The organism is Bacillus sp. EKM202B (assembly GCF_011066025.1).
Taxonomy (GTDB): domain Bacteria; phylum Bacillota; class Bacilli; order Bacillales; family Bacillaceae_G; genus Bacillus_A; species Bacillus_A toyonensis.
On record NZ_JAAMNK010000009.1, the window covers coordinates 156,550 to 178,821 of the forward strand.

The window sequence follows — 22,272 nt, forward strand, 5'->3', positions numbered from 1 at the left end:
TTTAAAATTATAACAAAATTCCTCAAGAAAAAAGCTGTTCCTTTGTGGAACAGCTTTTATCTTTAATCTAAAATTTTTACGAGTGGCTCATCTTGCTTCGCTTCACGTATAATAATCGCTTCTGGACGTTCTACAGATTTAATCGTTACTTGTACTCTCATATAATTTGGGAAGTATTCCATAACAAGCCCTGCTACATATTGTGTAAAACCAATTATTTCCGCTTTTCCATTAAACTGGACAGGAATATCCAGCTTCATTTCTTTTAATTCCTCGTCTCTATACATACCAGTACCGATAACAGCGGAATAATCGCCTTGGAAATAATCGCTTAGTTTTGCTTTGAAGTTAGATACCCTTGCAAGATCTTCACGCTTATTGTCTGTTTTTGCTTGTTCAGACGGGAACAAATAGTATTTCTCGTTAATTTGTTTCCAATCTTCAACCGTTTCACTACCTTTTTCCACATTAGCATAAGAAACAAAGTTTCCTGGCACAAGTGCAGACTTTGGAGATTGACGATAAATCGCAAATGTAATCGGAACGTTTTTTATGTCGGGCTTTTTTTGGTGCATAACTTTCAAGATTTCTTGCGCCATTTTTTTCCCTTCAGCTAACATTTTTTCGTCCTCGATTTTAGCCTCACGCGGATAACCATGCTCTTCATTAAAATATTGAACAGAATTCATTGCTAAACCAACTACAATACCACCAAGTTCAACATCTTTATCGCCTTTTTTCACATAATAATTATGCTCTAAAATATTTGAAATATATATTGGATTTTTTTTATTTTTCACTTCTAGTGATTCTGATCCTTCGCCTAACGCTGGATTGAGCCCTATATTCGGAAATTTAACTGCATCTTTTTTTAATTTGCTCTCTAGTTCCTTTTGTTCGGCATCTGTACGCTTTCTTTTTACAAGCATTTTTACGGTTTGATCATCTAGAGTACTTCCACCTTTAAAGAAATAATCTTTCGTATTAAATGATTCTTTTGCAATACGCATTAATCCTGTTTCAAATTCATCTATATCAAGACGATTATTTAATCCCTGCACAACTAATCCACGTGCAGATCCTGCATCAAATGGAACAGTCGTCTTATAATATTCATCCGAAATAGCATACTTCGGAACGACTGCTTGCTCTTTTGCTTTCCCTGATTTCTCAGCCACTTTTTCATCTTTGTCGGCACCTGCGCTACAACCACTTACAAGTAGGCCAAGACTTAATACCGCTAATGCTATTTTTTTCATGGTAAGTTTGCACCTCTTACTTATTTAGCTCTTGTAAGAACCTCTCTTCATTCCAAACTTCAACATTGTGCTTCTCTGCTTGCGCTAATTTTGAGCCCGCAGCTTCACCAGCAACAACTAAATCCGTACTTTTACTAACACTTCCTGTTACTTTTCCACCTAATGCCTCAATCTTCTTCTTCGCTTCACTGCGTCCCATCACTTCTAATTTCCCAGTTAAGACGACAGTTTTCCCTGCAAAGTAAGATTCAACATTTTGTAAATCTGCACTTTTTATGCCTTTGTATGTCATGTTCACGCCATACTCTTTAAACTGTTGTAATAGCTCTAATACATCTTCATTATCAAAATATGTCACAACGGATTGCGCCATTTTTTCACCAATTTCATTAATTGATTTTAGCTCCTCTTCCGTCGCTTTCACAAGTGCATCCATCGTTTCAAAATGCTCTGCAAATGTACGTGCTGCTTTCGCTCCGACATGGCGAATTCCAAGGCCAAATAATAATCGCTCTAACGAGTTTTCCTTCGAATTCTCAATTGCTTGTATTAAATTTGTTGCTGATTTTTCACCAAAACGCTCTAGCTGTAGTAATTGTTCTTTCGTCAATGCATATAAATCTGCAAACGTACGAATATAATCTGCATCAAAGAGCTGTGTGATGACACGCTCGCCAAGTCCGTCAATATTCATTGCATTTCTTGAAACGAAATGAATTAATCCCTCGCGAATTTGTGCAGGACAAGTTGGATTTATACAACGAAGTGCAACCTCTTCTTCTAAACGAACTAGTTCACTCTCACATGCCGGACAATGCGTTGGCATGCGGTATTCTTCTTCCTCACCATTACGCTTATCAAAAATAACGTTCACAACTTCAGGAATAATATCTCCAGCCTTTTTCACAACAACGTAGTCACCAATTCGAATGTCTTTTTCACGAATTAAATCCTCGTTATGTAAGGAAGCACGACGAACGATCGTACCAGCCACTCGTACTGGTTCTAACTCTGCAGTCGGTGTTACAACCCCTGTACGGCCAACACTTAATTCAATGCCCGTTAATCTCGTTACAACTTCTTCAGCCGGGAATTTATAAGCAATCGCCCATCTTGGACTCTTTGCAGTAGTTCCTAGGCTTTCTTGAAGAGCAACATCGTCTACTTTTATAACGATCCCATCAATCTCATAATCAAGATTCGGACGTTTTTCCTGCCATTCTTCTACATAAGCTATAACCTCTTCAATTGTTTCACATGTACGGCGATTTGGATTTGTCTTAAACCCCAGTTCACCTAAGAAATCAAGTGATTCGCTATGCGATGAAATTGTTTTTTCTTCTACATTTGCAAGACCATATACAAACATGGATAGGTTACGCTTTGCTGCAATTTTCGTATCAAGTTGACGTATTGAACCTGCTGCCGCATTACGCGGATTCGCAAATACATCTTCACCGTTTTGCTCTTTTTCTTCATTTAGTTTAACGAATGAACGCTTCGGCATATAAGCCTCGCCTCGCGCTTCTAACGTTACCTCTTCATTTAATCGAAGTGGAATTGCTTTAATCGTTTTCAAGTTTTGGGTAATATCTTCACCTGTTATACCATCACCACGTGTTGCACCTTGAATAAAGCGTCCTTTTTCATAATGAAGTGAAACAGCAAGTCCGTCAATTTTTAATTCGCATATATATCTTACATTCGCATCATCAATTCCTTGACGTACTCTTCGGTCAAAATCACGCAAATCTCCTTCGTTAAATGCATTTCCTAAACTTAACATCGGTGACTTATGCGTTACTTTTTCAAATATATCAAGAACAGTTCCCCCAACGCGCACGGAGGGAGAGTCTTCACTCATGAACTCTGGATTCTCTGCTTCTAATTTTATAAGCTCCTGCATATTACGGTCATACTCCGCATCAGAAACAGAAGGATTGTCTAATACGTGATATTGATAGTTAAATGTATTTAACAAATCACGTAGTTCTTCTATACGTTTTTTTGCTATCTCTTTTGACATATCCTCATTCCTTTCCTATTGTTTCGTCACAGGTGCAAATTTTGCTAATAAACGTTTAACACCAATCGGGCTTGGGAACGCGATATCTAATTCTTTTGAATCACCTTCGCCTTTTACACTTACAACTGTACCGACTCCCCATTTTTGGTGGGAAGCTTTATCGCCTACTGCCCAGCCAATTTGCTCGCCGCCTGTTGTCTTAACAGCGGGACGTACGAAAGCTGAACGAGAGCGTGTTGTTGTTGCCGCAGCTCCTGTCGTTCTTCCTTTTGCACTAAACGAAGTTTCACGCTTCGGCGCTGTTTCATTTAATGGTTCCACCAGCTCTGCCGGAATTTCTGTAATAAATCGAGATGCTGCATTCATACTTGTCCTACCAAATAAAGTACGCATTTGTGCATTCGATAAGTATAATTCTTCTTCTGCACGAGTAATACCTACATAAGCAAGACGACGCTCTTCTTGCATTTCATCTTCTTCCATAAGAGAACGCGTATGCGGGAATATTCCTTCCTCTAAACCAACGATAAAGACTACAGGGAACTCTAGCCCTTTTGCTGAGTGCATCGTCATTAAAATAACTTCTTCACCAGCAGTTGGATCTTCATCTACACGATCAATATCCGCGACAAGAGCTAAGTCTGTTAGGAATGCAACAAGGCTCTTATCTTCACTTTGAGATTCGAACGTTTGCGTAACAGATAAAAACTCATCTAAGTTTTCTAAACGGCCTTCTGCTTCTAAAGAACGCTCATTTTTCAACATCTCGCGATATCCTGTTTTTTCAATGACTTCTTCTACTAATTCTGTAACAGATAAGTACTCTTGCATATTTACCCAGTTGTGTAGTAAACTTGCGAATTCTTTTACTGCCTTTGTAATTTTTGCACTTACACCAACATGCTCAATTTCATCAAATACAGCCGTTAATGAAATTCCGTTTTGCACACCGTAATTAATAATTTTATCGATAGAAGTCGCACCAATCCCGCGCTTCGGCATGTTAATAATACGTGCGAAACTAATCTCATCATCAGGATTCCCAATTAAACGTAAGTACGCCAAAATGTCTTTAATTTCTTTACGGTCGTAGAACTTCGTACCGCCGACAATTTTATAAGGGATATTAGATTTCAGGAAAATCTCCTCAACCATACGAGACTGAGCATTCGTACGATATAATACTGCAAAGTCAATATATTTTCGGTTCCCCATTTGAATATCATCACGAATTTTTTTCGCAACAAAATACGCTTCGTCCTTTTCAGTTGCAGCACGATAATACGAAATTTTGCTCCCAACTTGGTTGTCTGTCCATAATTTTTTCGGTTTACGATTCGTATTTTTTTCAATAACAGCATTGGCTGCATTTAAAATATTTTGTGACGAACGATAGTTTTGTTCTAACAGAATAACTTGCGCATTCTCATAGTCTTTTTCGAATGACAAAATGTTAGAAATATCCGCACCACGCCAGCGATAAATAGACTGATCTGAGTCACCCACAACACAAAGGTTTTTAAAACGTGCTGCTAAATGTTTAACAAGAAGGTACTGCGCTTTGTTCGTATCTTGATACTCATCCACGTGAATATATTGGAACTTACGCTGATAAAACTCTAGTACTTCTGGAACACGTTCAAATAGCTGAATCGTTGTCATAATTAAATCATCAAAGTCTAATGAGTTATTTTTCAAAAGACGTTTTTGATATTCTGTATATACATCGCTCGTTAATTTTTCATATGGATCAGCGATTGTAATTTTTTTTGCATATTTATCTGCAGATAACAGTTCATTTTTCGCATTACTAATACCGGCTAAAATAGAGCGTGGCTCAAATTTCTTCGGATCAATATTACGCTCTTTCATAATTTTTTTGACTACAGTTAACTGATCGCCTGAATCTAAGATTGTAAAGTTACGATTAATACCAATACGATCGATATCACGTCGTAAAATACGTACACACATAGAGTGGAACGTAGAAATCCAAATATCTTCTGCTTCTGGTCCGACAAGTGTATCAATACGCTCGCGCATTTCACGAGCAGCCTTATTTGTAAAGGTAATAGCTAGTACATTCCATGGCGCTACACCTTTTTCACCAAGTAAATATGCAATACGATGTGTTAACACACGTGTTTTACCACTACCCGCTCCCGCCATTAATAGCAGCGGTCCATTCGTTGTTTGCACTGCTTTTTGTTGCTGTGGATTTAAACCATTTAATAACTTATCCGTCATACTCATATACGCCTGCACCTACTCTCCTTTTACTGCTTTAACTGTTTTTAACGCCGATTTTATATCATCATAAATAACATTTCCAACAACTACTGTATCGGCATACTGCGCTACTTCTTTCGCTTGTTCTGCATTAGAAATGCCACCGCCATAATATAACTTAGCTTGTTTCAATTCTGCTTTTACATTTTTAACAAGTTCAATATCTCCATACGTACCGCTATATTCTAAATAGAATATCGGTAAATGTAATAGCTTGTCTGCTAAACGCGCGTATGCAATAACGTCATCTTCTGTTAAATCACATTTTGCATCTGTAAGCTGGGCTACTTTCGCTTCAGGATTTAAAACACAATACCCTTCCATGAAAATTTCGTCCCAGTCCATAATATCCCCAAATTCTTTCAATGCCTCGTGATGAACACCTGTTACCCATTCTACTTTTCGGCTATTTAATACGCTTGGGATGTAATAAAAATCAAAGCCTGGTGTGATTGCTTCCACATCAGAAACCTCTAACACGCAAGGAACTGCATATCTACGAATGCTAACTAGCATGTGTAATACGTTATCAATTGTAACTCCATCACTTCCGCCTACAATAACAGCATCGGTTCCAGACTCACAAATCATTTCTAAATGTTCATCGCTTAACTCCTTATTTGGATCAAGCTTAAATACATGTTTCCATCCGGAAATATCGTACATGAAAACACCCTTTCTTTTCTCTAGTTATATCTATAGTTCTGTTTAAAATAACAGTTAGTTTTCATCTTGTTTTTTTTAAATAGCTATTAAATATTTTTCAAAAAGAAGGATTTCATTTTACCTTCTTTTTATGCATTCTTTCATTATAACAAAAAAAGCTACTGACACACACGCCCATTCCAACATCTTTTTCAACGTCAAATGTTGGATTACATATCCCCAAAATCACACGGAATACTAATAAGAGAAGTAGTATTTACTATTTCAATTTTCATAAAAAGGAGTGTTTTTCTAATGAAGCAAAACATCGGGACAATAAACGCTCTAATTCGAATTACACTTGGGCTTGTCCTCTTCGGATGTAGTGCAACTAAACTTGTACGCAATCCGTGGTGCACTTGGTCTAACATTTTTCTATGGATTGGTGCAATGAAAGTTGCAGAGGGAATTGTTCGCTTCTGCCCTATTGTTGAAGCATGGAAATTTGGAAAATACATGAATATGGGCGCATTTAAAATGCCTGGCATGAATTTTACTGAAAAAGGACATGCTAAAGAAGAAGTGAATCAAACTTCCGCTCATGACAAGCCAAAGTCAAAGGGAAGTTATGATGCTTCTGACAAAGAGATTGAGTCAGCGATTGAAGAAATAATCCTGGCAAAACCGCTTTGAATCATTTGTCACGATGCAAGATGCTCTCAAAGGGACTTAGCTGCTGCAGTGGGCGGTTAAGTCCTCTTTATTTTACCACAAAACAGAACGTACATTCCTTTTCATCCCTAACACGTACATAAAAAATACCAAATAAAAAAATTCAGAAGATTAGGTATGAATCCCTTGCTTAAAATGATATAAAAGTGATATCATTTTTATATCAGGAGGCGATCATATGAAAGAAAAACAAGTATTTTATGTAAATGGATTTCTGGGTGTTATTGGAATTTTAGTTTTAGCCGCTATCGGTGTATTTTGCCTTGTACAAGAAATGTTTGTAATAGCTATTTTAGCTCTTATATTAGCATCTGTTTTGGCTACAGGCATCGGTATCGTTCAACCGAATCAAGCGAAAGTTATTACGTTCTTCGGTAATTATTTAGGAACAATTCGTCAAAACGGTTTATTTTTAACAATTCCATTTGCATTCCGTCAAACTGTATCTTTACGTGTTGAAAACTTTAATAGTAAGAAATTAAAAGTAAATGATGTCGAAGGAAATCCAATTGAAATTGCAGCTGTTATCGTATATAAGGTGGTTGATTCTGCAAAAGCAATGTTTGGTGTTGAGCATTACGATCGATTCGTAGAAATCCAAAGTGAAACAGCAATCCGCCACGTGGCAACAAAATATCCTTATGATAATTTCCAGGATGAAACTTGTATTACGTTACGTGGAAATACTGAGGAAATTTCAGAAGAGCTAAAACGCGAATTAGAAGCGCGTCTTGAAATTGCTGGTGTAGAAGTATTAGAAACTCGTTTAACGCATTTAGCTTACGCAACAGAAATTGCCCATGCAATGCTACAACGTCAACAAGCAAAAGCAGTGTTAGCTGCTAGAAAAGAGATTGTTGAAGGTGCTGTGAAAATGGCCAAAGATTCAATCCATATGTTGGATGAAGAAGGCGTGCTGGAACTCGATGACGAGCGTAAAGCAAATATGGTAAACAACTTATTGGTTGCCATCGTTTCAGATAAAGGTGCGCAACCAGTTATTAATACAGGAAGCCTATACTAATAGGTTGTAAATAATTATGGCTAAAAAGAAAAGCTTTCCATTACGTATTGATCCTGAATTACACGCAGTCATCGAAAAATGGGCGAATGATGAGTTTCGTAGCGTCAATGCACACATCGAGTATTTACTTCGAGAAATGGCAAAGCAAAAAGGAAAATTGAAGAAAGATAAAGATGCATAAAAATCCCGCTGAGAAATCAGCGGGATTTTTTATACATTAGCTTCTCGTCATCTCATGCCCAATTGCACGATATCCTATATCACTTCGATAAAACAGACCATCACTTTCAATTTTACCGATTTCTTTATATACTTTATCTTTTGCTTCTTGTAAACTATTCGCCTTGCAAGCAACAAATAATACACGACCACCATTTGTTACAAAATCACCGTGTTTCATTACTGTCCCCGCATGGAAAACAATCACATCTTGCAATGCATCTAATCCGTTAATAACTTCACCTTTTTTATACGCTTCTGGATATCCTTTAGAAGCAAGTACAACACCGATAACAGCATCTTCTGACCATTGTAAAGTTAGTTCACTTTCATCTAACACAGCGTTGCATACATCAACTAAATCATTCTCTAAGCGAGGTAATACAACTTCCGTTTCAGGATCACCAAAGCGAGCATTAAATTCAATTACCTTTGGACCATCATTTGTTAAAATAAGCCCTGCATATAAAATACCTGTAAACGAACGATTTTCTTGGATCATCGCTTTAGCAGTTGGGTGTAATACTGTTTCAATCGCCTCTTGAACTGCTGATTCTGGAATTTGTGGTACTGGAGAATATGCGCCCATTCCACCTGTATTAGGACCCTTATCGCCATCAAAAGCTCGTTTATGGTCTTGAGCAATTACCATCGGATGTACAGTTGTTCCATTTACAAATGCCATCAATGAAAATTCTTGCCCATCTAAAAACTCTTCAATAACGACCTTCTTACTTGCCACGCCGAATTTCACATCTTGTAGCATTTCTTTCACAGCTTGTAATGCCTCTTCAAGCGTCATTGCTACCGTTACACCTTTACCAGCAGCTAATCCATCAGCTTTAATAACAATTGGCGCACCAACTTTTTGAATGTACTTTACTGCTTCATCATAGTCTGTAAAAGTTTCGTATGCAGCAGTTGGTATATTATACTTTTTCATCAACTCTTTCGTAAAAGCTTTACTGCCTTCAATAACAGCAGCCGCTTTATTCGGACCAAATACGCGAAGTCCTTCTTCTTTAAAACGATCAACAATTCCATTCATAAGCGGAATTTCTGGCCCAACGAAAGTTAATTCAACATTATTCTCTTTGGCAAATAAAACTAATGCATCAAAATCATTTTCATCAATATCAACTGGTGTTGCAACATCTCGCATACCTTCATTACCTGGTGCTACATACACCTTCTCCACCTTTTCAGATTGTGCAAACTTCCAAGCTAAAGCATGCTCACGCCCACCGCGGCCAATTACTAAAACATTCATATTTCATCCCCCAATAATTAAATAGGTACAAACTAGAAGCTATGCTCCTAGTTTGCTTTTTCATATCAATAGAAGTTTAAAAGGGAGGATCGAGAGAACCGAGCAGGTCGAGGCGTATTTTCCAAGAGGATACGGAGTATAGTTTTCCTACATGAGTACCGCACTGGCATTGCAACGACGACATGCGAAGATTATCTCGACCGGACCTTTTAGACATCCTCTATTAGTGTTTGAAATGACGTACGCCAGTGAACACCATCGTAATCCCATACTTATCTGCCACTTTAATAGAATCCTCATCACGAATTGATCCACCTGGTTGGATAATTGCTGTAATACCAGCTTTTGCTGCTTCTTCTACTGTATCTGGCATTGGGAAGAAAGCATCAGATGCAAGTGCGCTACCTTGTGCTTTTTCGCCAGCTTGTGTAATTGCAATTTTTGCAGAGCCTACACGGTTCATCTGTCCCGCGCCTACACCAACCGTCATGTTATCATTCGCTAAAACAATTGCATTTGATTTCACATGTTTTACAACTTTCCAAGCTAGTTTTAAATCTTTCCACTCTTGCTCTGATGGTTCACGTTTCGTTGGAATTGAAATTGTGTTCTCATCTAATGATAACGTATCTTCCTCTTGAACAAGAAGACCACCTTGTACAGAAGTTAGTTTTTTGCTTGCACTTGTCGCTTTTTCAATATTTACAGTTAGTAAGCGTAAGTTCTTCTTGCTTTGCAACACTTCTAAAGCTTCTTGCGAGAACGAAGGAGCGATAACAATTTCTAAGAAAATTTCGTGTAACTTTTCTGCTGTAGCTTTATCAATTTCACGATTTGCTGCAATAATACCGCCGAAGATTGATACTGGATCCGCTTCATAAGCACGAGTATATGCCTCGTGAATATCAGTTCCTACTCCAACGCCACATGGATTCATATGTTTTACCGCTACTACTGCTGGTTCTGTAAATTCTTTTACGATGCTAAGCGCTGCGTCTGCATCATTAATATTGTTATAAGATAATTCCTTACCATGTAATTGTTCTGCATATGCAACAGAAGAAGTTGCAGCAAATGGTGCTTTATAGAAAGTAGCCTTTTGATGTGGGTTCTCTCCATAACGTAAGTCTTGCTTTTTCTCAAACGTCACAGTTAACGTTTCTGGACTTTCTTCACCCATTTGTTCTGTTAAGTAGTTAGAAATTAACGCATCATATGCCGCTGTATGACGGAATACTTTCGCTGCTAATTTACGTTTCGTCTCTTCTTTTACTTCGCCGTTCTCTTTCAGTTCTGCTAATACAACATCATAATCTACTGGATCTACGATTACCGATACAAATTTATGATTTTTCGCAGCAGAGCGAATCATTGTTGGACCACCGATATCAATATTTTCAATTGCATCAGCAAATGTTACATCAGGCTTAGCGATTGTTTCTTTAAATGGGTATAAGTTAACAACAACAAAGTCAATTGGTTGAATGCCTAATTCATTCATTTGCGCTACATGTGTTTCATTATCACGAACTGCTAATAGACCACCATGAATATTTGGATGTAATGTTTTTACACGGCCATCCATAATTTCTGGGAAACCAGTTACTTCAGAAATACCGATTACTTGTAAACCATTTTCTTCTAGTAATTTTTTCGTACCACCTGTTGAAATAACTTCAATCCCTTGTTCTAGTAAACCTTTAACAAATTCTACTACTCCTGTTTTATCTGAAACACTTACTAATGCACGCTTTTTCATTTATCCTTCACCCCTGGTTGTATGTTAGTTAACAGTTGGTTCTTTCACAGACTGAACAATTTGATTCACTGTATTTACGTATAATTTATGTTCAACTTGTTGAATTTTCTTTTGTAAGCTTTCTCTCGTATCACCTTCAGAAACAACTACTGCTTCTTGCGCAATAATTGGACCTGTATCCATACCTGCATCTACATAATGAATTGTTACTCCAGTTACTTTCACACCTGCTTCTAACGCTTGACCGACAGCATCTTTCCCTGGGAAACTCGGTAGTAGTGATGGATGAATGTTAATAATCTTCCCGCCATATGCTTCTAGTAAAGTTGGCCCAATTAAACGCATATATCCAGCTAAAATAACATAATCAATTTCATACTCTTCTAGCTTCTTTAATATTTCTTTTTCAAATGCTTCTTTTGACTCATATGCTTTCGCTGAAAAAGCGAAACATGGGATATGATGATAATGTGCCCGTCCAATAACGCGTGCTTCTGGTTTATCACATACTAATAAACTAATATCTGCATCCAATCTCTTTTCTTCTACCGCATTAACGAGAGATTGAAAGTTAGATCCGCTTCCAGAAGCAAAAACTGCTAATCTACTCATAGTGCTGTGCCCCCATTGAAGGTAACGCCATCCCCTTGTACAGTACGACCAATAATACGAGCTGTTTCTCCTTGCTCTTCAAGAAGACGAACAATATCTTTTGCATCTTCTTCCCTTACCGCTACTACCATACCAATACCCATGTTAAAAATATTGAACATTTCTTTCTCTTCTAGTTTCCCAACTTCTTGAAGCAAATTGAAAATCGGCTGAATTTCCCAAGATCCAAGTTCAATCTCAGCACCAATTCCTTCTGGCAACATACGTGGAATATTTTCAATGAATCCACCACCTGTAATATGAGCCATACCGTATACTTCATGTTTTTTCAATAGTTCTAAAATAGGTTTGACATAAATTTTCGTTGGTTTTAATAACTCCTCACCAAGAGGTAGTTCTAAGCGTCCATAAATGCGATCTAAAGATAGTTCTCCATCTTCTAGTAACACTTTTCGTACTAAAGAGTAACCATTACTATGAATACCGCTAGATGCTAAGCCAATTAATACGTGACCAGCTTCAATCTTTTCACCTGTTACAATTTTCTTTTTATCAACAATCCCAACTGTAAAACCAGCTAAATCGTATTCTTCCGTAGAATACATTCCTGGCATTTCAGCTGTTTCCCCACCAATTAATGCACAACCAGCTTGGCGACAGCCCTCTGATATACCTTTGACGATGTTTTCAATTTTACTAGGTTCAGCTTTACCACAAGCAATATAATCAAGGAAGAAAAGCGGCTCTGCCCCTTGGACAACAATATCATTTACACACATCGCTACTGCATCAATACCAATTGTGTCATGTTTATCTGCCATAAAAGCGAGCATCAATTTTGTTCCCACGCCATCTGTTCCAGATACTAATACAGGTTCTTCTAATGCAAATTTTGATAGATCAAACATACCTCCAAAACCGCCTAAACCGCCTAGTACTTCTTTTCTCATTGTTGTTTGTACGTGTTTTTTCATGCGAGATACCGCTTCATATCCAGCTTCAATATCTACTCCTGCTTGCTTATATGCATTCGCCATCGTTATTTACACCTCGTCTTTTAATTTCTCCCCATCCAGGGCGGCCGTTTTTAAGAAAGAAGCTAGCTTCTACATCAAAAGAAGTAGAAGCTTTTTTCACTTTCTTATTTCATACTTTCTAAAAGCTCTTGCTCATAATCATAAAGAGCTGTTGGATAGTCTCCATTGAAGTAAGCCATACATAGGCCGCCATATTTCCCTTCATATGGACGTCCAATTGCATCTACTAATCCATCTTCACTTAAAAATGTTAAAGAATCCGCTCCGATCATTTCACGGATTTCTTCTACTGTATTATTTGCTGCAATTAATTCTTTTCTCGTTTGAATATCAATACCATAGAAACATGGATATTTTAGAGGCGGTGAAGCAATTCTTACATGAACCTCTGTCGCTCCAGCTTCACGAAGCATACGAACAATTCGTTTGCTTGTCGTTCCTCTTACGATAGAGTCGTCAATCATAACAACTCGTTTCCCCTCAACTACACCTCTTACTGCGGAAAGCTTCATCTTTACCCCTTGCTCTCGCAGTTCTTGAGAAGGTTGAATAAACGTACGTCCAACGTAACGATTTTTAATTAATCCTAACTCATATGGAATGCCTGTCGCCTCAGCATAACCGATCGCAGCTGAAATACTAGAATCTGGTACACCAGTAACAACATCAGCTTCAATAGGAGCTTCTGCCGCTAAACGTTTCCCCATGTTTTTACGTGCTGCGTGGACATTAATACCAGCGATATTAGAATCCGGACGCGCAAAGTAAATGTACTCCATACTACAAATTGCATGATCTACTTCATTTGTAAAACGATCTACGTGAATTCCTTCATCATTGATGATAAGTAATTCACCCGGTTCTACATCACGAATGTATGTTGCACCTACTACATCGAAAGCACATGTTTCTGATGCTACAACGTAAGCATCACCCATCTTTCCAATTGAAAGAGGACGGAACCCATTCGGATCTAGCGCAACAATCATTTCATTCCCAGTTAGTAAAAGGTATGCAAACGCACCTTTCACTTTATTTAGTGCCTCTTTTACACTTTCAATTAAAGAATCTTTCGTACTACGCTTAATAAGATGTAAAAGTACTTCTGTATCTGAACTCGTTTGAAAAATACTTCCCTCTGCCTCTAATTCGCGGCGAAGCATTTTTGCATTAATTAAATTTCCGTTATGAGCTAATGCCATACTATGATCAGAAAAACGGAATAATAATGGTTGAACGTTAGCTACTTCACTTCCACCAGCCGTCGCGTATCGTACGTGTCCGATTGCTGATTTTCCGTTCAATCCTTCTAGCTCACCTCTTGAAAACACTTCCGATATTAAACCTAATCCCTTGTGACCGACGATTTTTTCCCCATTATTTACAACAATGCCTGCGCCCTCTTGCCCACGGTGCTGCAAACTGTGCAATCCGTAGTACGAAACTTGTGCCGCATTTTCATGCCCCCAAATTCCAAAGACGCCACATTCTTCATTTAACCCCTTTATTTCAGCAAGCATGGGATTGCCCCTTTCCAAGCCTGTCTCATTTCATCTACATTTGCTGTAAGTAATACTTCATTTTCTTCATTATGAATTGTTACCTCATTTGTATCTGTCACTGCTCCAACTTGAATTGCTTCGACGACTTTCTCGAACGCTTCTTTGTTTTCACGTTTTACAGTTAGAACGAAGCGAGATTGTGATTCCGCAAATAATACCGCCGTTGCTTCACCGTCTAATTTCACAGTAGCACCTAAACCGTTAGCACCAATTGCACTTTCAGAAATTGCAACTGCTAAACCACCTTCAGCAACATCATGTGCCGATTGAACAAGGCCAGCTTGAATTGCTTCTAATACTTGTTTTTGGCGTTTTAATTCTACATCTAGATCGATACTTGGTGATTGGCCGAAAATTTTGCCGTGGACCATTTTCTGTAATTCACTTCCACCAAATTCAGCTTTCGTCTCTCCAATTACGTACACTAAATCGCCAGCTTGCTTAAATTCTTGTGTTGTTACATGTTTTAAATCATGGACAAGACCAACCATCCCAACAGTCGGTGTTGGATATACCGCTTCACCACTACGCTCGTTATACATCGATACGTTTCCGCCAATAACTGGCGTTTGTAATGTGCGACAAGCTTCACTCATACCATCTACCGATTTCTCAATTTGCCAGAAGATTTCCGGTTTTTCTGGGTTACCAAAGTTTAAGCAATCTGTAATTGCAAGTGGCTCTCCACCAGAACATACGATATTACGCGCTGCCTCTGCTACTGCAATTTTACCGCCCGTTTCTGGATCTAAGTAAATATAGCGAGAGTTACAATCTGTCGTCATTGCTAATCCTTTTTCTGTACCGCGTACACGTACAACCGCTGCATCTGAACCTGGTGTAACAACTGTGCTTGTGCGTACTTGATAATCATATTGATCATATACCCACTCTTTACTTGCAATTGTCGGTTGTTGTAGTAAAGCGAATAACGTTTCTTTATAATCTTCTACTTGCGGTGTTTCCACTTTCATCTGCTGGAACTCAGCAAAGTATGCTGCTTCTTTTGATGGTTTATGATAAATTGGCGCTTCTTCTGCAAGAGCATCTGCTGGTACTTCAGCTACCATTTCACCTTTATGGAATAAGCGAAGCATTTTGTCTTCCGTTACTTTCCCCATCGTAACTGCTGCAAGACCATACTTCTCAAATAAATCTACTATTTCTTGCTCTCTACCTTTTTTGATAACAATTAACATACGCTCTTGTGATTCAGATAGCATCATTTCATATGGTGTCATTCCCGTTTCACGCTGTGGTACATCATCTAAGTACATTTCAATACCCATACCTGCTTTACTTGCCATTTCTGCAGAAGATGAAGTTAAACCAGCAGCTCCCATATCTTGAATTCCAACAAGTGCATCAGACTGAATAAGTTCTAAACATGCTTCGATAAGAAGTTTCTCCATAAATGGATCTCCTACTTGAACTGCCGGACGTTTCGCTTCTGAGCTTTCAGATAGTTCTTCAGATGCGAATGTTGCACCGTGAATACCGTCACGACCAGTTGATGCTCCTACGTACATTACTGTATTGCCAGCACCGTGTGCTTGCCCTTTTTTAATATCCTCGTGGTTAATTAAACCTACGCACATTGCATTTACAAGTGGATTTCCTTCGTAACATGGATCGAATTGTACTTCGCCACCAACAGTAGGAATACCGATGCAGTTACCGTATCCTGCGATTCCAGCTACTACTTCTTCGAATAAATATTTCACACGTGGTGATTGTAGTTCACCGAAGCGAAGTGAGTTTAATAGAGCTACTGGACGTGCTCCCATAGAGAATACGTCACGGATAATACCACCAACGCCTGTTGCTGCTCCTTGATATGGTTCAATAGCAGAAGGATGGTTATGGCTTTCCATTTTAAATACAACCGCTTGATTATCACCGATATCTACAATTCCAGCGCCTTCTCCAGGGCCTTGCAGGACACGCTCACCTGTTGTTGGGAACTTGCGAAGAACTGGTTTTGAATTTTTATAACTACAATGTTCAGACCACATTACAGAGAATAAACCTGTTTCTGTATAATTCGGCAAACGGCCTAGAATCTTTTCAACCATGGCAAACTCTTCGTCTGTTAGCCCCATTTCCGCATATATACGCTCTTCTTTAATTTGTGTTGGATTTGGTTCAAGCATTAACGACATATGTTTCCCTCCACTGTTTTAAGATAGATTGAAAGACTTTTAACCCTTCAGCACCACCAAGCAATTCATCTACAGCACGCTCTGGGTGTGGCATCATACCAAGTACATTTCCCTTTTCATTTACAATACCAGCAATATCTGAAACGCTACCATTCGGATTTTCTACATAACGGAATGCGATTTGATTATTCTTTTCTAATTGTTTAAGAGTTACTTCATCACAATAGTAATTCCCTTCACCATGTGCAATTGGAATATTGATTACTTCATCTTTTTCATATTGTGATGTAAACATCGTTTCGTTATTTTCAACACGTAACTGAACAGTGCGACACATAAATTTTAAGTTTTCGTTTCTTATTAGTGCTCCTGGTAGTAATCCTGATTCAACAAGAATCTGGAATCCATTACACACTCCTAAAATTGGTTTTCCTTGCTCAGCAGCTTTTTGCACTGCTTTCATTGCGTTAGCAAAGCGAGAAATAGCACCACAACGTAAATAGTCACCGTAAGAGAATCCACCAGGTAGTAAAATTGCATCATATTCATCTAAATTCTCTTTATCGTGCCAAACGTAATCTACTTCTTCACCAAGCTCATCTTTAATTGCATGGAACATATCGACATCACAGTTCGAACCCGGAAATACTATTACGGCAAATTTCACTGTGCGACAACCTCCTCAACTTCATAACGGAAGTCTTCCATTACAACGTTTGCTAATAATTTTTCACACATTTCCTTTACCTTTGCGTCAAGGTCAGATACAGATTTATCAATTGTTAGTTCCATGTATTTTCCGATTCGAACATCCTGTACTTCTGTAAATGAAAGACTATGAAGTGCCCCTTTTACTGCTGTTCCTTGTGGATCTAATACGCTTTCTCTTAACGTTACATATACCTTAACTTTATACATGTGAAATTCCCCCTAAACGTTTTAAAATCTCTTCATAAGCTTCTGTTAAATTTCCAAGATCGCGACGGAATACGTCTTTATCAAACTTTTCATTGCTCGTTTCATCCCATAAACGGCAAGTATCTGGTGAGATCTCATCCGCTAATATGATTTCTCCTTCTTCCGTTACACCAAACTCTAATTTAAAATCTACTAATCTTACACGACAGCTTGCGAAATGCTCAATCAATACTTGATTGATTTGTAGAGCCATATCTCGTAATACGCTTACTTGCTCTGGTGACGCAACATTTAATACACGAATATGATCTTCCGTTACAAGCGGATCTCCTAAATCATCATCTTTGAAGTAAAATTCTACGATTGGTTCTGCAAGTACAGTTCCCTCTTCCATTCCTAATCGCTTTGAAAGGCTTCCTGCAATTACATTTCTTGTGACAACTTCTAAAGGAATAATACTCACTTTTTTTACAAGTTGCTCTGTTTCAGATAACTTCTCAACAAAATGTGTTTTTATTCCTACTTCTTGTAACTTTCTGAACAATAAAGTTGTAATCTCATTGTTCAAACGACCTTTTCCTGTAATCGTCTCTTTTTTCTCCCCATTGAAAGCAGTCGCACTATCTTTGTACTCTACCCAAACCATATCTGCTGATTCTGTACGATAAATTCTTTTTGCCTTACCTTCATACAGCAATTCTAGCTTTTGCATTTCGCAAGCCCCCTGTAGTTTGAAAAATGTGAATAATATTTTTATAAAGAATGGCACAGAATGACTCTATTCTGTGCCATATAAAATTTTACGCTTCGTTTAATCCTAGGCGTTCAAAGATTGTATCAACATGTTGCATATGATGCTCATAGTTGAAGCATTCGTTAATTTCCTCTTGCGTTAATTTGCTCGTAATACGCTCATCAGCTTCTACAAGCTCTTTAAATTGTACTTGTGTTTCCCAAGCTTCCATCGCTTTAGGCTGTACGATATCATAAGCTTCTTCACGTACCATACCTTTGTCGATTAGTGTAAGCATTACGCGCTGAGAGTAAATTAAGCCGTATGTTCTTGTCATATTGCGTTTCATATTCTCCGGGTATACAGTTAAGTTTTTAACGATATTACCAAAGCGATTTAACATGTAATTTAATGCGATTGTAGCATCTGGTAGAATTACGCGTTCTGCTGAAGAGTGAGAAATGTCGCGCTCATGCCATAATGGAACATTCTCGTAAGCCGTCATCATATAACCGCGGATAACACGAGCTAAACCAGTCATATTTTCAGATCCAATTGGATTACGTTTATGTGGCATTGCAGAAGAACCTTTTTGACCTTTTGCGAAAGCCTCTTCAACTTCACGTGTTTCACTCTTTTGTAAACCACGAATCTCAACTGCCATCTTTTCAATAGATGTTGCGATTAGCGCAAGTGTTGACATGTAATGTGCATGCCGATCACGTTGCAATGTTTGTGTTGAAATTGGTGCCGCTTCTAATCCTAAGTTTTCACAAACAAATTTTTCTACGAATGGATCAATGTTCGCGTATGTACCAACTGCACCAGATAATTTACCCACGCGAACTGTATCCGCAGCTTGTTTGAAACGCTCTACGTTACGTTTCATTTCTTCATACCAAAGACCAAGTTTTAAACCAAATGTCGTTGGCTCTGCATGAACACCGTGCGTTCTTCCCATCATAATCGTGTATTTATGCTCTTTCGCTTTGTTAGCTAAAATGCTAACGAAGTTTTCTAAGTCTTTTAACAAGATTTCATTTGCTTGTTTTAAGATGTAAGATAAAGCTGTATCTACTACGTCTGTAGATGTTAAACCGTAATGAACCCATTTGCGTTCTTCACCTAATGTTGGTGTTTCTGATACAGCACGAGTGAAAGCAACTACGTCATGACGTGTTTCTTTTTCAATTTCATAAATACGATCAATATCAAATGATGCATGCTCACGAATTTTTTTAACATCTTCTTTTGGAATATCGCCAAGCTCAGCCCATGCTTCACAAGCTAAAATCTCAACTTCTAACCATGCTTTAAATTTATTCTCTTCCGTCCAAATAGCACCCATTTCAGGGCGTGTATAACGATTAATCATCTTTTTCCCTCCAACAGTTGTTCTTGATGGTCCCAAATATGCAAACTCTTCGCTTTTTCTAGAGCGACTTCAATATTATCATTTAAAATATTAACATGCCCCATTTTTCGCTGCGCTTTTGCTTCTTCTTTTCCATACAAGTGTAAATAGCACCCGGTTAATCTATTCACTTGTCCTAGGACCCCTTCTATATGTTCGCCTAAAATGTTTACCATGACAACTGGTTTTAACAAATTTGTTTCTCCAAGAGGTAAATTACAGATTGCTCGAATATGTTGACCAAATTGACTCGTTTCACATGCATCCTGTGTATAGTGTCCTGAATTGTGAGGTCTTGGTGCTAATTCATTAATGTAAATCTCACCATTAGCTGTAGCAAACATCTCTACCGCTAGTGTTCCCACAAGTTCTAATTCATCCGCAAGTACCTTTGCGTAAGCAATTGCTTTTTGAGAAAGTTCTTCTGTAATGCGAGCTGGAACGATAGATTCATGTAAAATGTTATTCACATGAATATTTTCCGCTACTGGAAACACTTTCGTTTCACCACTTACACTACGAATGACAATAGCTGATACTTCTTTTTCAAAAGGCACCCATTTTTCTAGAATGCATTCTGCTTCATTCGCAAGATTTCGTGCCTTCTCAACATCAGCTTCACTTCTTAAAACAACTTGCCCTTTCCCATCATATCCACCTGTCGTTGTTTTTAAGACGGAAGGATATGATAACTCAGCAATCGCTTTAGTAAGCTGCTCTTGATTTTGAACTAATCTATACGTCGCTACCGGTAACCCGGCTTTTTCAATTGCATTCTTTTCTGTAAAACGATTTTGCGTTTTATTTAACAACTGACTACCTTGTGGTAAGTAAGCATGTTTTTCAAGCCATTGTAAACATCTATAATCAATATTCTCAAATTCATATGTGACAACATCACTTATCTCTGCTAAATGCTGAATTGCTTTTAAATCGTCATATGGTGCAACAATTTCAACATCAGCAACTTGTGCACATGGTGAATGCTTTGTAGGATCTAAAACAGCAATTTTATATCCCATCTCCTTAGCTGCCAATGCCATCATTCTTCCAAGCTGGCCGCCTCCAATAATGCCGATTGTTTTTCCAGGTAAAATGATTCTCGTCATACTAGCTCACTACCTTCACGCACATCTTTTTCAATCGCTTCTCGTCTCAATTCCAATGCATCATGTATATCATCATGGAATGATCCAAGTATTTGTGCAGCAAGTAATCCAGCATTTGTTGAACCAGCTTTACCAATTGCAACAGTTGCAACTGGAACCCCTCCTGGCATTTGGACGATGGATAATAATGAATCTAATCCGTTTAACGCTTTTGATTGAACTGGAACGCCAATTACAGGAAGATTTGTCTTCGCTGCAACCATTCCTGGTAAATGCGCTGCTCCACCAGCTCCAGCAATAATAACTTTCAATCCACGTTCACGAGCCGTCTCTGCATATTCAAACATATAATCCGGAGTCCGATGAGCGGATACAACTTTTTTCTCATACGGTATATTTAATTCATCTAAAATGTCACAAGCAAATTTCATTGTTTCCCAGTCTGACGTACTTCCCATTATGACTCCAACTAGTGATTTCATATTAGAATCCCCCCGATTCAAATAAAAAAAGCCTGAAATAGAACAGTTTCTCTTTTACTATGAGAGAAAGCGCTCTACTCAGGCATACGTATCCCTTGTGAATAGAAAAATACCGAGTGACTTTCCCTCATAGTCTAACGAATAACGGTCGTTAGGTAGAGACTTGCAGGCCATATCCCCGCGATTATATGAGGTCTTATATATTATTGTTTCTATGGCTATATTAACAATATTTTATAAACAATGTCAATAAATAATCGAATGTTTTTTTACTAGTTACCAATAACGTTCGTGTTTTAGTTATATTCAAAAGAAGAATTGCAACTATATGCAAGAAGGAAAGGGAATTAGAATATATATTTCTAGAGATCTATTTTACGTACAATTGTTTATATGGTACTTCAGTACATTTTAATAAAAGTATATAAACTCTTATTCTCTATACATCAATAGAACTTATATTATAGCGATTTAATTTTTAGGGGGAGAATAACCGTGAAAAAAAATAACTATGCTATTATCTTATTTATTTTTCTCTATCGCAGTAATTGCTATAATGATTGGATACTTATTTATATCATCCCATTTTTTCTACTCTCATTTTTTAAAATATATACTTATAATAGAAATAATGTTTCCTGTTCTTAAGTATTATTTTAGGGCAGTCGGAAAATCAGGAACACCAAAAATCATTGCCATTATTTTAAACAGTCTCTATTTCATTCTTTTTTCATTTTTGGCGTTATTAAATTTATGGATTATGACATTTGGTAAATAAAAATAAACACAAAAAAGACGAGTCATCCTGACTCGTCTTAAGCTTGCTTGGCGACGTCCTACTCTCACAGGGACAAGGTCCCAACTACCATCGGCGCTAGAGAGCTTAACTTCCGTGTTCGGTATGGGAACGGGTGTGACCTCTCTGCCATCATCACCAAACTATTGAAGGCATATTCCTTCAAAACTAGATAACATTTGCTACATATTATATGGTTAAGTCCTCGATCTATTAGTATTCGT

20 protein-coding genes, 1 rRNA gene and 1 riboswitch are annotated in these 22,272 nt (G+C 37.9%); of the genes, 4 read left to right on the forward strand and 17 right to left on the reverse strand.

Translation table 11 applies throughout. From position 1 onward, the window contains the following. Positions 1–62: 62 nt before the first annotated feature. Genes G9F74_RS13980 through pcrB form a run of 4 tightly spaced genes read right to left on the reverse strand, consistent with a single transcriptional unit; the run spans position 63 to position 6,240 of the window. Positions 63–1,259: a CamS family sex pheromone protein gene (locus tag G9F74_RS13980; protein WP_000717024.1), complete on the reverse strand. Its 1,197-nt coding sequence runs from the start codon at positions 1,257–1,259 to the stop codon at positions 63–65. A gap of 16 nt (positions 1,260–1,275) precedes the next feature. After that, a complete protein-coding gene (ligA, locus tag G9F74_RS13985) occupies positions 1,276–3,285 on the reverse strand; it encodes an NAD-dependent DNA ligase LigA (protein ID WP_016107415.1) in 2,010 nt (669 codons plus the stop codon). Between the two features lie 15 nt (positions 3,286–3,300). Further along, the gene (gene pcrA / locus G9F74_RS13990) at positions 3,301–5,550 is read right to left on the reverse strand and encodes a DNA helicase PcrA (RefSeq protein WP_080119631.1); all 2,250 of its coding nucleotides are present in this window, start codon (positions 5,548–5,550) and stop codon (positions 3,301–3,303) included. After that, on the reverse strand, positions 5,551–6,240 hold the full coding sequence (gene pcrB / locus G9F74_RS13995; RefSeq protein ID WP_000272082.1) for a heptaprenylglyceryl phosphate synthase: 690 nt from the start codon (positions 6,238–6,240) through the stop codon (positions 5,551–5,553). Positions 6,241–6,534: 294 nt separating this feature from the next. Between pcrB and G9F74_RS14000 the strand changes: the two genes are divergently transcribed. From G9F74_RS14000 to G9F74_RS14010, 3 genes are all read left to right on the forward strand, one after another. Continuing rightward, positions 6,535–6,912 carry a YgaP family membrane protein gene (locus G9F74_RS14000; RefSeq protein WP_000812355.1) on the forward strand — a complete coding sequence of 126 codons (378 nt, stop codon included), beginning with the start codon at positions 6,535–6,537 and terminating at the stop codon, positions 6,910–6,912. A gap of 217 nt (positions 6,913–7,129) precedes the next feature. Further along, entirely contained in the window at positions 7,130–7,975 is an 846-nt protein-coding gene (locus G9F74_RS14005) for an SPFH domain-containing protein (protein ID WP_000660692.1), read from the forward strand. 16 nt (positions 7,976–7,991) lie between these two features. Next, entirely contained in the window at positions 7,992–8,156 is a 165-nt protein-coding gene (locus G9F74_RS14010; protein WP_001085171.1) for a type II toxin-antitoxin system antitoxin, read from the forward strand. 36 nt (positions 8,157–8,192) lie between these two features. On the opposite strand, the gene purD is transcribed toward G9F74_RS14010, so the two are convergent. The 12 genes from purD to purE all read right to left on the reverse strand — a co-directional run bounded on the left by purD (position 8,193) and on the right by purE (position 21,252). Beyond that, on the reverse strand, positions 8,193–9,464 hold the full coding sequence (gene purD, locus G9F74_RS14015; RefSeq protein WP_016107413.1) for a phosphoribosylamine--glycine ligase: 1,272 nt from the start codon (positions 9,462–9,464) through the stop codon (positions 8,193–8,195). 223 nt (positions 9,465–9,687) lie between these two features. Beyond that, positions 9,688–11,223: a bifunctional phosphoribosylaminoimidazolecarboxamide formyltransferase/IMP cyclohydrolase gene (gene purH, locus G9F74_RS14020; protein WP_000745414.1), complete on the reverse strand. Its 1,536-nt coding sequence runs from the start codon at positions 11,221–11,223 to the stop codon at positions 9,688–9,690. Between the two features lie 24 nt (positions 11,224–11,247). After that, positions 11,248–11,835 (reverse strand): phosphoribosylglycinamide formyltransferase, encoded by a 588-nt coding sequence (purN, locus tag G9F74_RS14025; RefSeq protein ID WP_000088570.1) that lies wholly within the window; start codon positions 11,833–11,835, stop codon positions 11,248–11,250. Beyond that, positions 11,832–12,872, reverse strand: a complete 1,041-nt coding sequence (purM, locus tag G9F74_RS14030; RefSeq protein ID WP_001262428.1) for a phosphoribosylformylglycinamidine cyclo-ligase — start codon at positions 12,870–12,872, stop codon at positions 11,832–11,834. Before purM ends, purN begins: the two co-directional genes overlap by 4 nt. Positions 12,873–12,976: 104 nt before the next feature. Beyond that, positions 12,977–14,392, reverse strand: coding sequence for an amidophosphoribosyltransferase (purF, locus tag G9F74_RS14035; protein ID WP_000879031.1), 1,416 nt, complete (start codon positions 14,390–14,392; stop codon positions 12,977–12,979). Continuing rightward, positions 14,377–16,596 (reverse strand): phosphoribosylformylglycinamidine synthase II, encoded by a 2,220-nt coding sequence (gene purL / locus G9F74_RS14040; RefSeq protein WP_000055552.1) that lies wholly within the window; start codon positions 16,594–16,596, stop codon positions 14,377–14,379. The genes purF and purL overlap by 16 nt, the downstream gene beginning before the upstream one ends. Next, positions 16,580–17,263, reverse strand: a complete 684-nt coding sequence (purQ, locus tag G9F74_RS14045) for a phosphoribosylformylglycinamidine synthase subunit PurQ (protein WP_000666769.1) — start codon at positions 17,261–17,263, stop codon at positions 16,580–16,582. The genes purL and purQ overlap by 17 nt, the downstream gene beginning before the upstream one ends. After that, entirely contained in the window at positions 17,260–17,514 is a 255-nt protein-coding gene (gene purS / locus G9F74_RS14050; RefSeq protein WP_000278820.1) for a phosphoribosylformylglycinamidine synthase subunit PurS, read from the reverse strand. The genes purQ and purS overlap by 4 nt, the downstream gene beginning before the upstream one ends. Beyond that, complete coding sequence (gene purC, locus G9F74_RS14055; protein WP_001170546.1) at positions 17,507–18,226, reverse strand: phosphoribosylaminoimidazolesuccinocarboxamide synthase; 720 nt, start codon at positions 18,224–18,226, stop codon at positions 17,507–17,509. The genes purS and purC overlap by 8 nt, the downstream gene beginning before the upstream one ends. An 88-nt stretch (positions 18,227–18,314) precedes the next feature. Next, on the reverse strand, positions 18,315–19,622 hold the full coding sequence (gene purB, locus G9F74_RS14060; protein ID WP_000610752.1) for an adenylosuccinate lyase: 1,308 nt from the start codon (positions 19,620–19,622) through the stop codon (positions 18,315–18,317). After that, positions 19,619–20,770 carry a 5-(carboxyamino)imidazole ribonucleotide synthase gene (gene purK, locus G9F74_RS14065; RefSeq protein ID WP_000196786.1) on the reverse strand — a complete coding sequence of 384 codons (1,152 nt, stop codon included), beginning with the start codon at positions 20,768–20,770 and terminating at the stop codon, positions 19,619–19,621. Before purK ends, purB begins: the two co-directional genes overlap by 4 nt. Then, positions 20,767–21,252: a 5-(carboxyamino)imidazole ribonucleotide mutase gene (gene purE, locus G9F74_RS14070; protein WP_000839361.1), complete on the reverse strand. Its 486-nt coding sequence runs from the start codon at positions 21,250–21,252 to the stop codon at positions 20,767–20,769. Before purE ends, purK begins: the two co-directional genes overlap by 4 nt. Before the next feature lie 110 nt (positions 21,253–21,362). Then, a riboswitch (purine riboswitch) is annotated at positions 21,363–21,464 on the reverse strand. 299 nt (positions 21,465–21,763) lie between these two features. Between purE and G9F74_RS30100 the strand changes: the two genes are divergently transcribed. Continuing rightward, the gene (locus G9F74_RS30100; protein WP_033668261.1) at positions 21,764–22,030 is read left to right on the forward strand and encodes a hypothetical protein; all 267 of its coding nucleotides are present in this window, start codon (positions 21,764–21,766) and stop codon (positions 22,028–22,030) included. A gap of 45 nt (positions 22,031–22,075) precedes the next feature. Here the strand turns inward: G9F74_RS30100 and rrf are convergent. Then, positions 22,076–22,191: ribosomal RNA gene (gene rrf / locus G9F74_RS14080) — 5S ribosomal RNA — on the reverse strand. Positions 22,192–22,272: the final 81 nt, after the last annotated feature.

Excerpts from the sequence above, each read along its gene's own strand:
- G9F74_RS13980 (WP_000717024.1), bottom strand. The coding sequence starts at position 1,259 with ATGAAAAAAATAGCATTAGCGGTATTAAGTCTTGGCCTACTTGTAAGT.
- ligA (WP_016107415.1), bottom strand. The coding sequence starts at position 3,285 with ATGTCAAAAGAGATAGCAAAAAAACGTATAGAAGAACTACGTGATTTG.
- pcrB (WP_000272082.1), bottom strand. The coding sequence starts at position 6,240 with ATGTACGATATTTCCGGATGGAAACATGTATTTAAGCTTGATCCAAAT.
- G9F74_RS14000 (WP_000812355.1), top strand. The coding sequence starts at position 6,535 with ATGAAGCAAAACATCGGGACAATAAACGCTCTAATTCGAATTACACTT.
- G9F74_RS14005 (WP_000660692.1), top strand. The coding sequence starts at position 7,130 with ATGAAAGAAAAACAAGTATTTTATGTAAATGGATTTCTGGGTGTTATT.
- G9F74_RS14010 (WP_001085171.1), top strand. The coding sequence starts at position 7,992 with ATGGCTAAAAAGAAAAGCTTTCCATTACGTATTGATCCTGAATTACAC.
- purD (WP_016107413.1), bottom strand. The coding sequence starts at position 9,464 with ATGAATGTTTTAGTAATTGGCCGCGGTGGGCGTGAGCATGCTTTAGCT.
- purH (WP_000745414.1), bottom strand. The coding sequence starts at position 11,223 with ATGAAAAAGCGTGCATTAGTAAGTGTTTCAGATAAAACAGGAGTAGTA.
- purN (WP_000088570.1), bottom strand. The coding sequence starts at position 11,835 with ATGAGTAGATTAGCAGTTTTTGCTTCTGGAAGCGGATCTAACTTTCAA.
- purM (WP_001262428.1), bottom strand. The coding sequence starts at position 12,872 with ATGGCGAATGCATATAAGCAAGCAGGAGTAGATATTGAAGCTGGATAT.
- purF (WP_000879031.1), bottom strand. The coding sequence starts at position 14,392 with ATGCTTGCTGAAATAAAGGGGTTAAATGAAGAATGTGGCGTCTTTGGA.
- purL (WP_000055552.1), bottom strand. The coding sequence starts at position 16,596 with ATGTCGTTAATGCTTGAACCAAATCCAACACAAATTAAAGAAGAGCGT.
- purS (WP_000278820.1), bottom strand. The coding sequence starts at position 17,514 with ATGTATAAAGTTAAGGTATATGTAACGTTAAGAGAAAGCGTATTAGAT.
- purC (WP_001170546.1), bottom strand. The coding sequence starts at position 18,226 with ATGCAAAAGCTAGAATTGCTGTATGAAGGTAAGGCAAAAAGAATTTAT.
- purB (WP_000610752.1), bottom strand. The coding sequence starts at position 19,622 with ATGATTAATCGTTATACACGCCCTGAAATGGGTGCTATTTGGACGGAA.
- purK (WP_000196786.1), bottom strand. The coding sequence starts at position 20,770 with ATGACGAGAATCATTTTACCTGGAAAAACAATCGGCATTATTGGAGGC.
- purE (WP_000839361.1), bottom strand. The coding sequence starts at position 21,252 with ATGAAATCACTAGTTGGAGTCATAATGGGAAGTACGTCAGACTGGGAA.
- G9F74_RS30100 (WP_033668261.1), top strand. The coding sequence starts at position 21,764 with ATGCTATTATCTTATTTATTTTTCTCTATCGCAGTAATTGCTATAATG.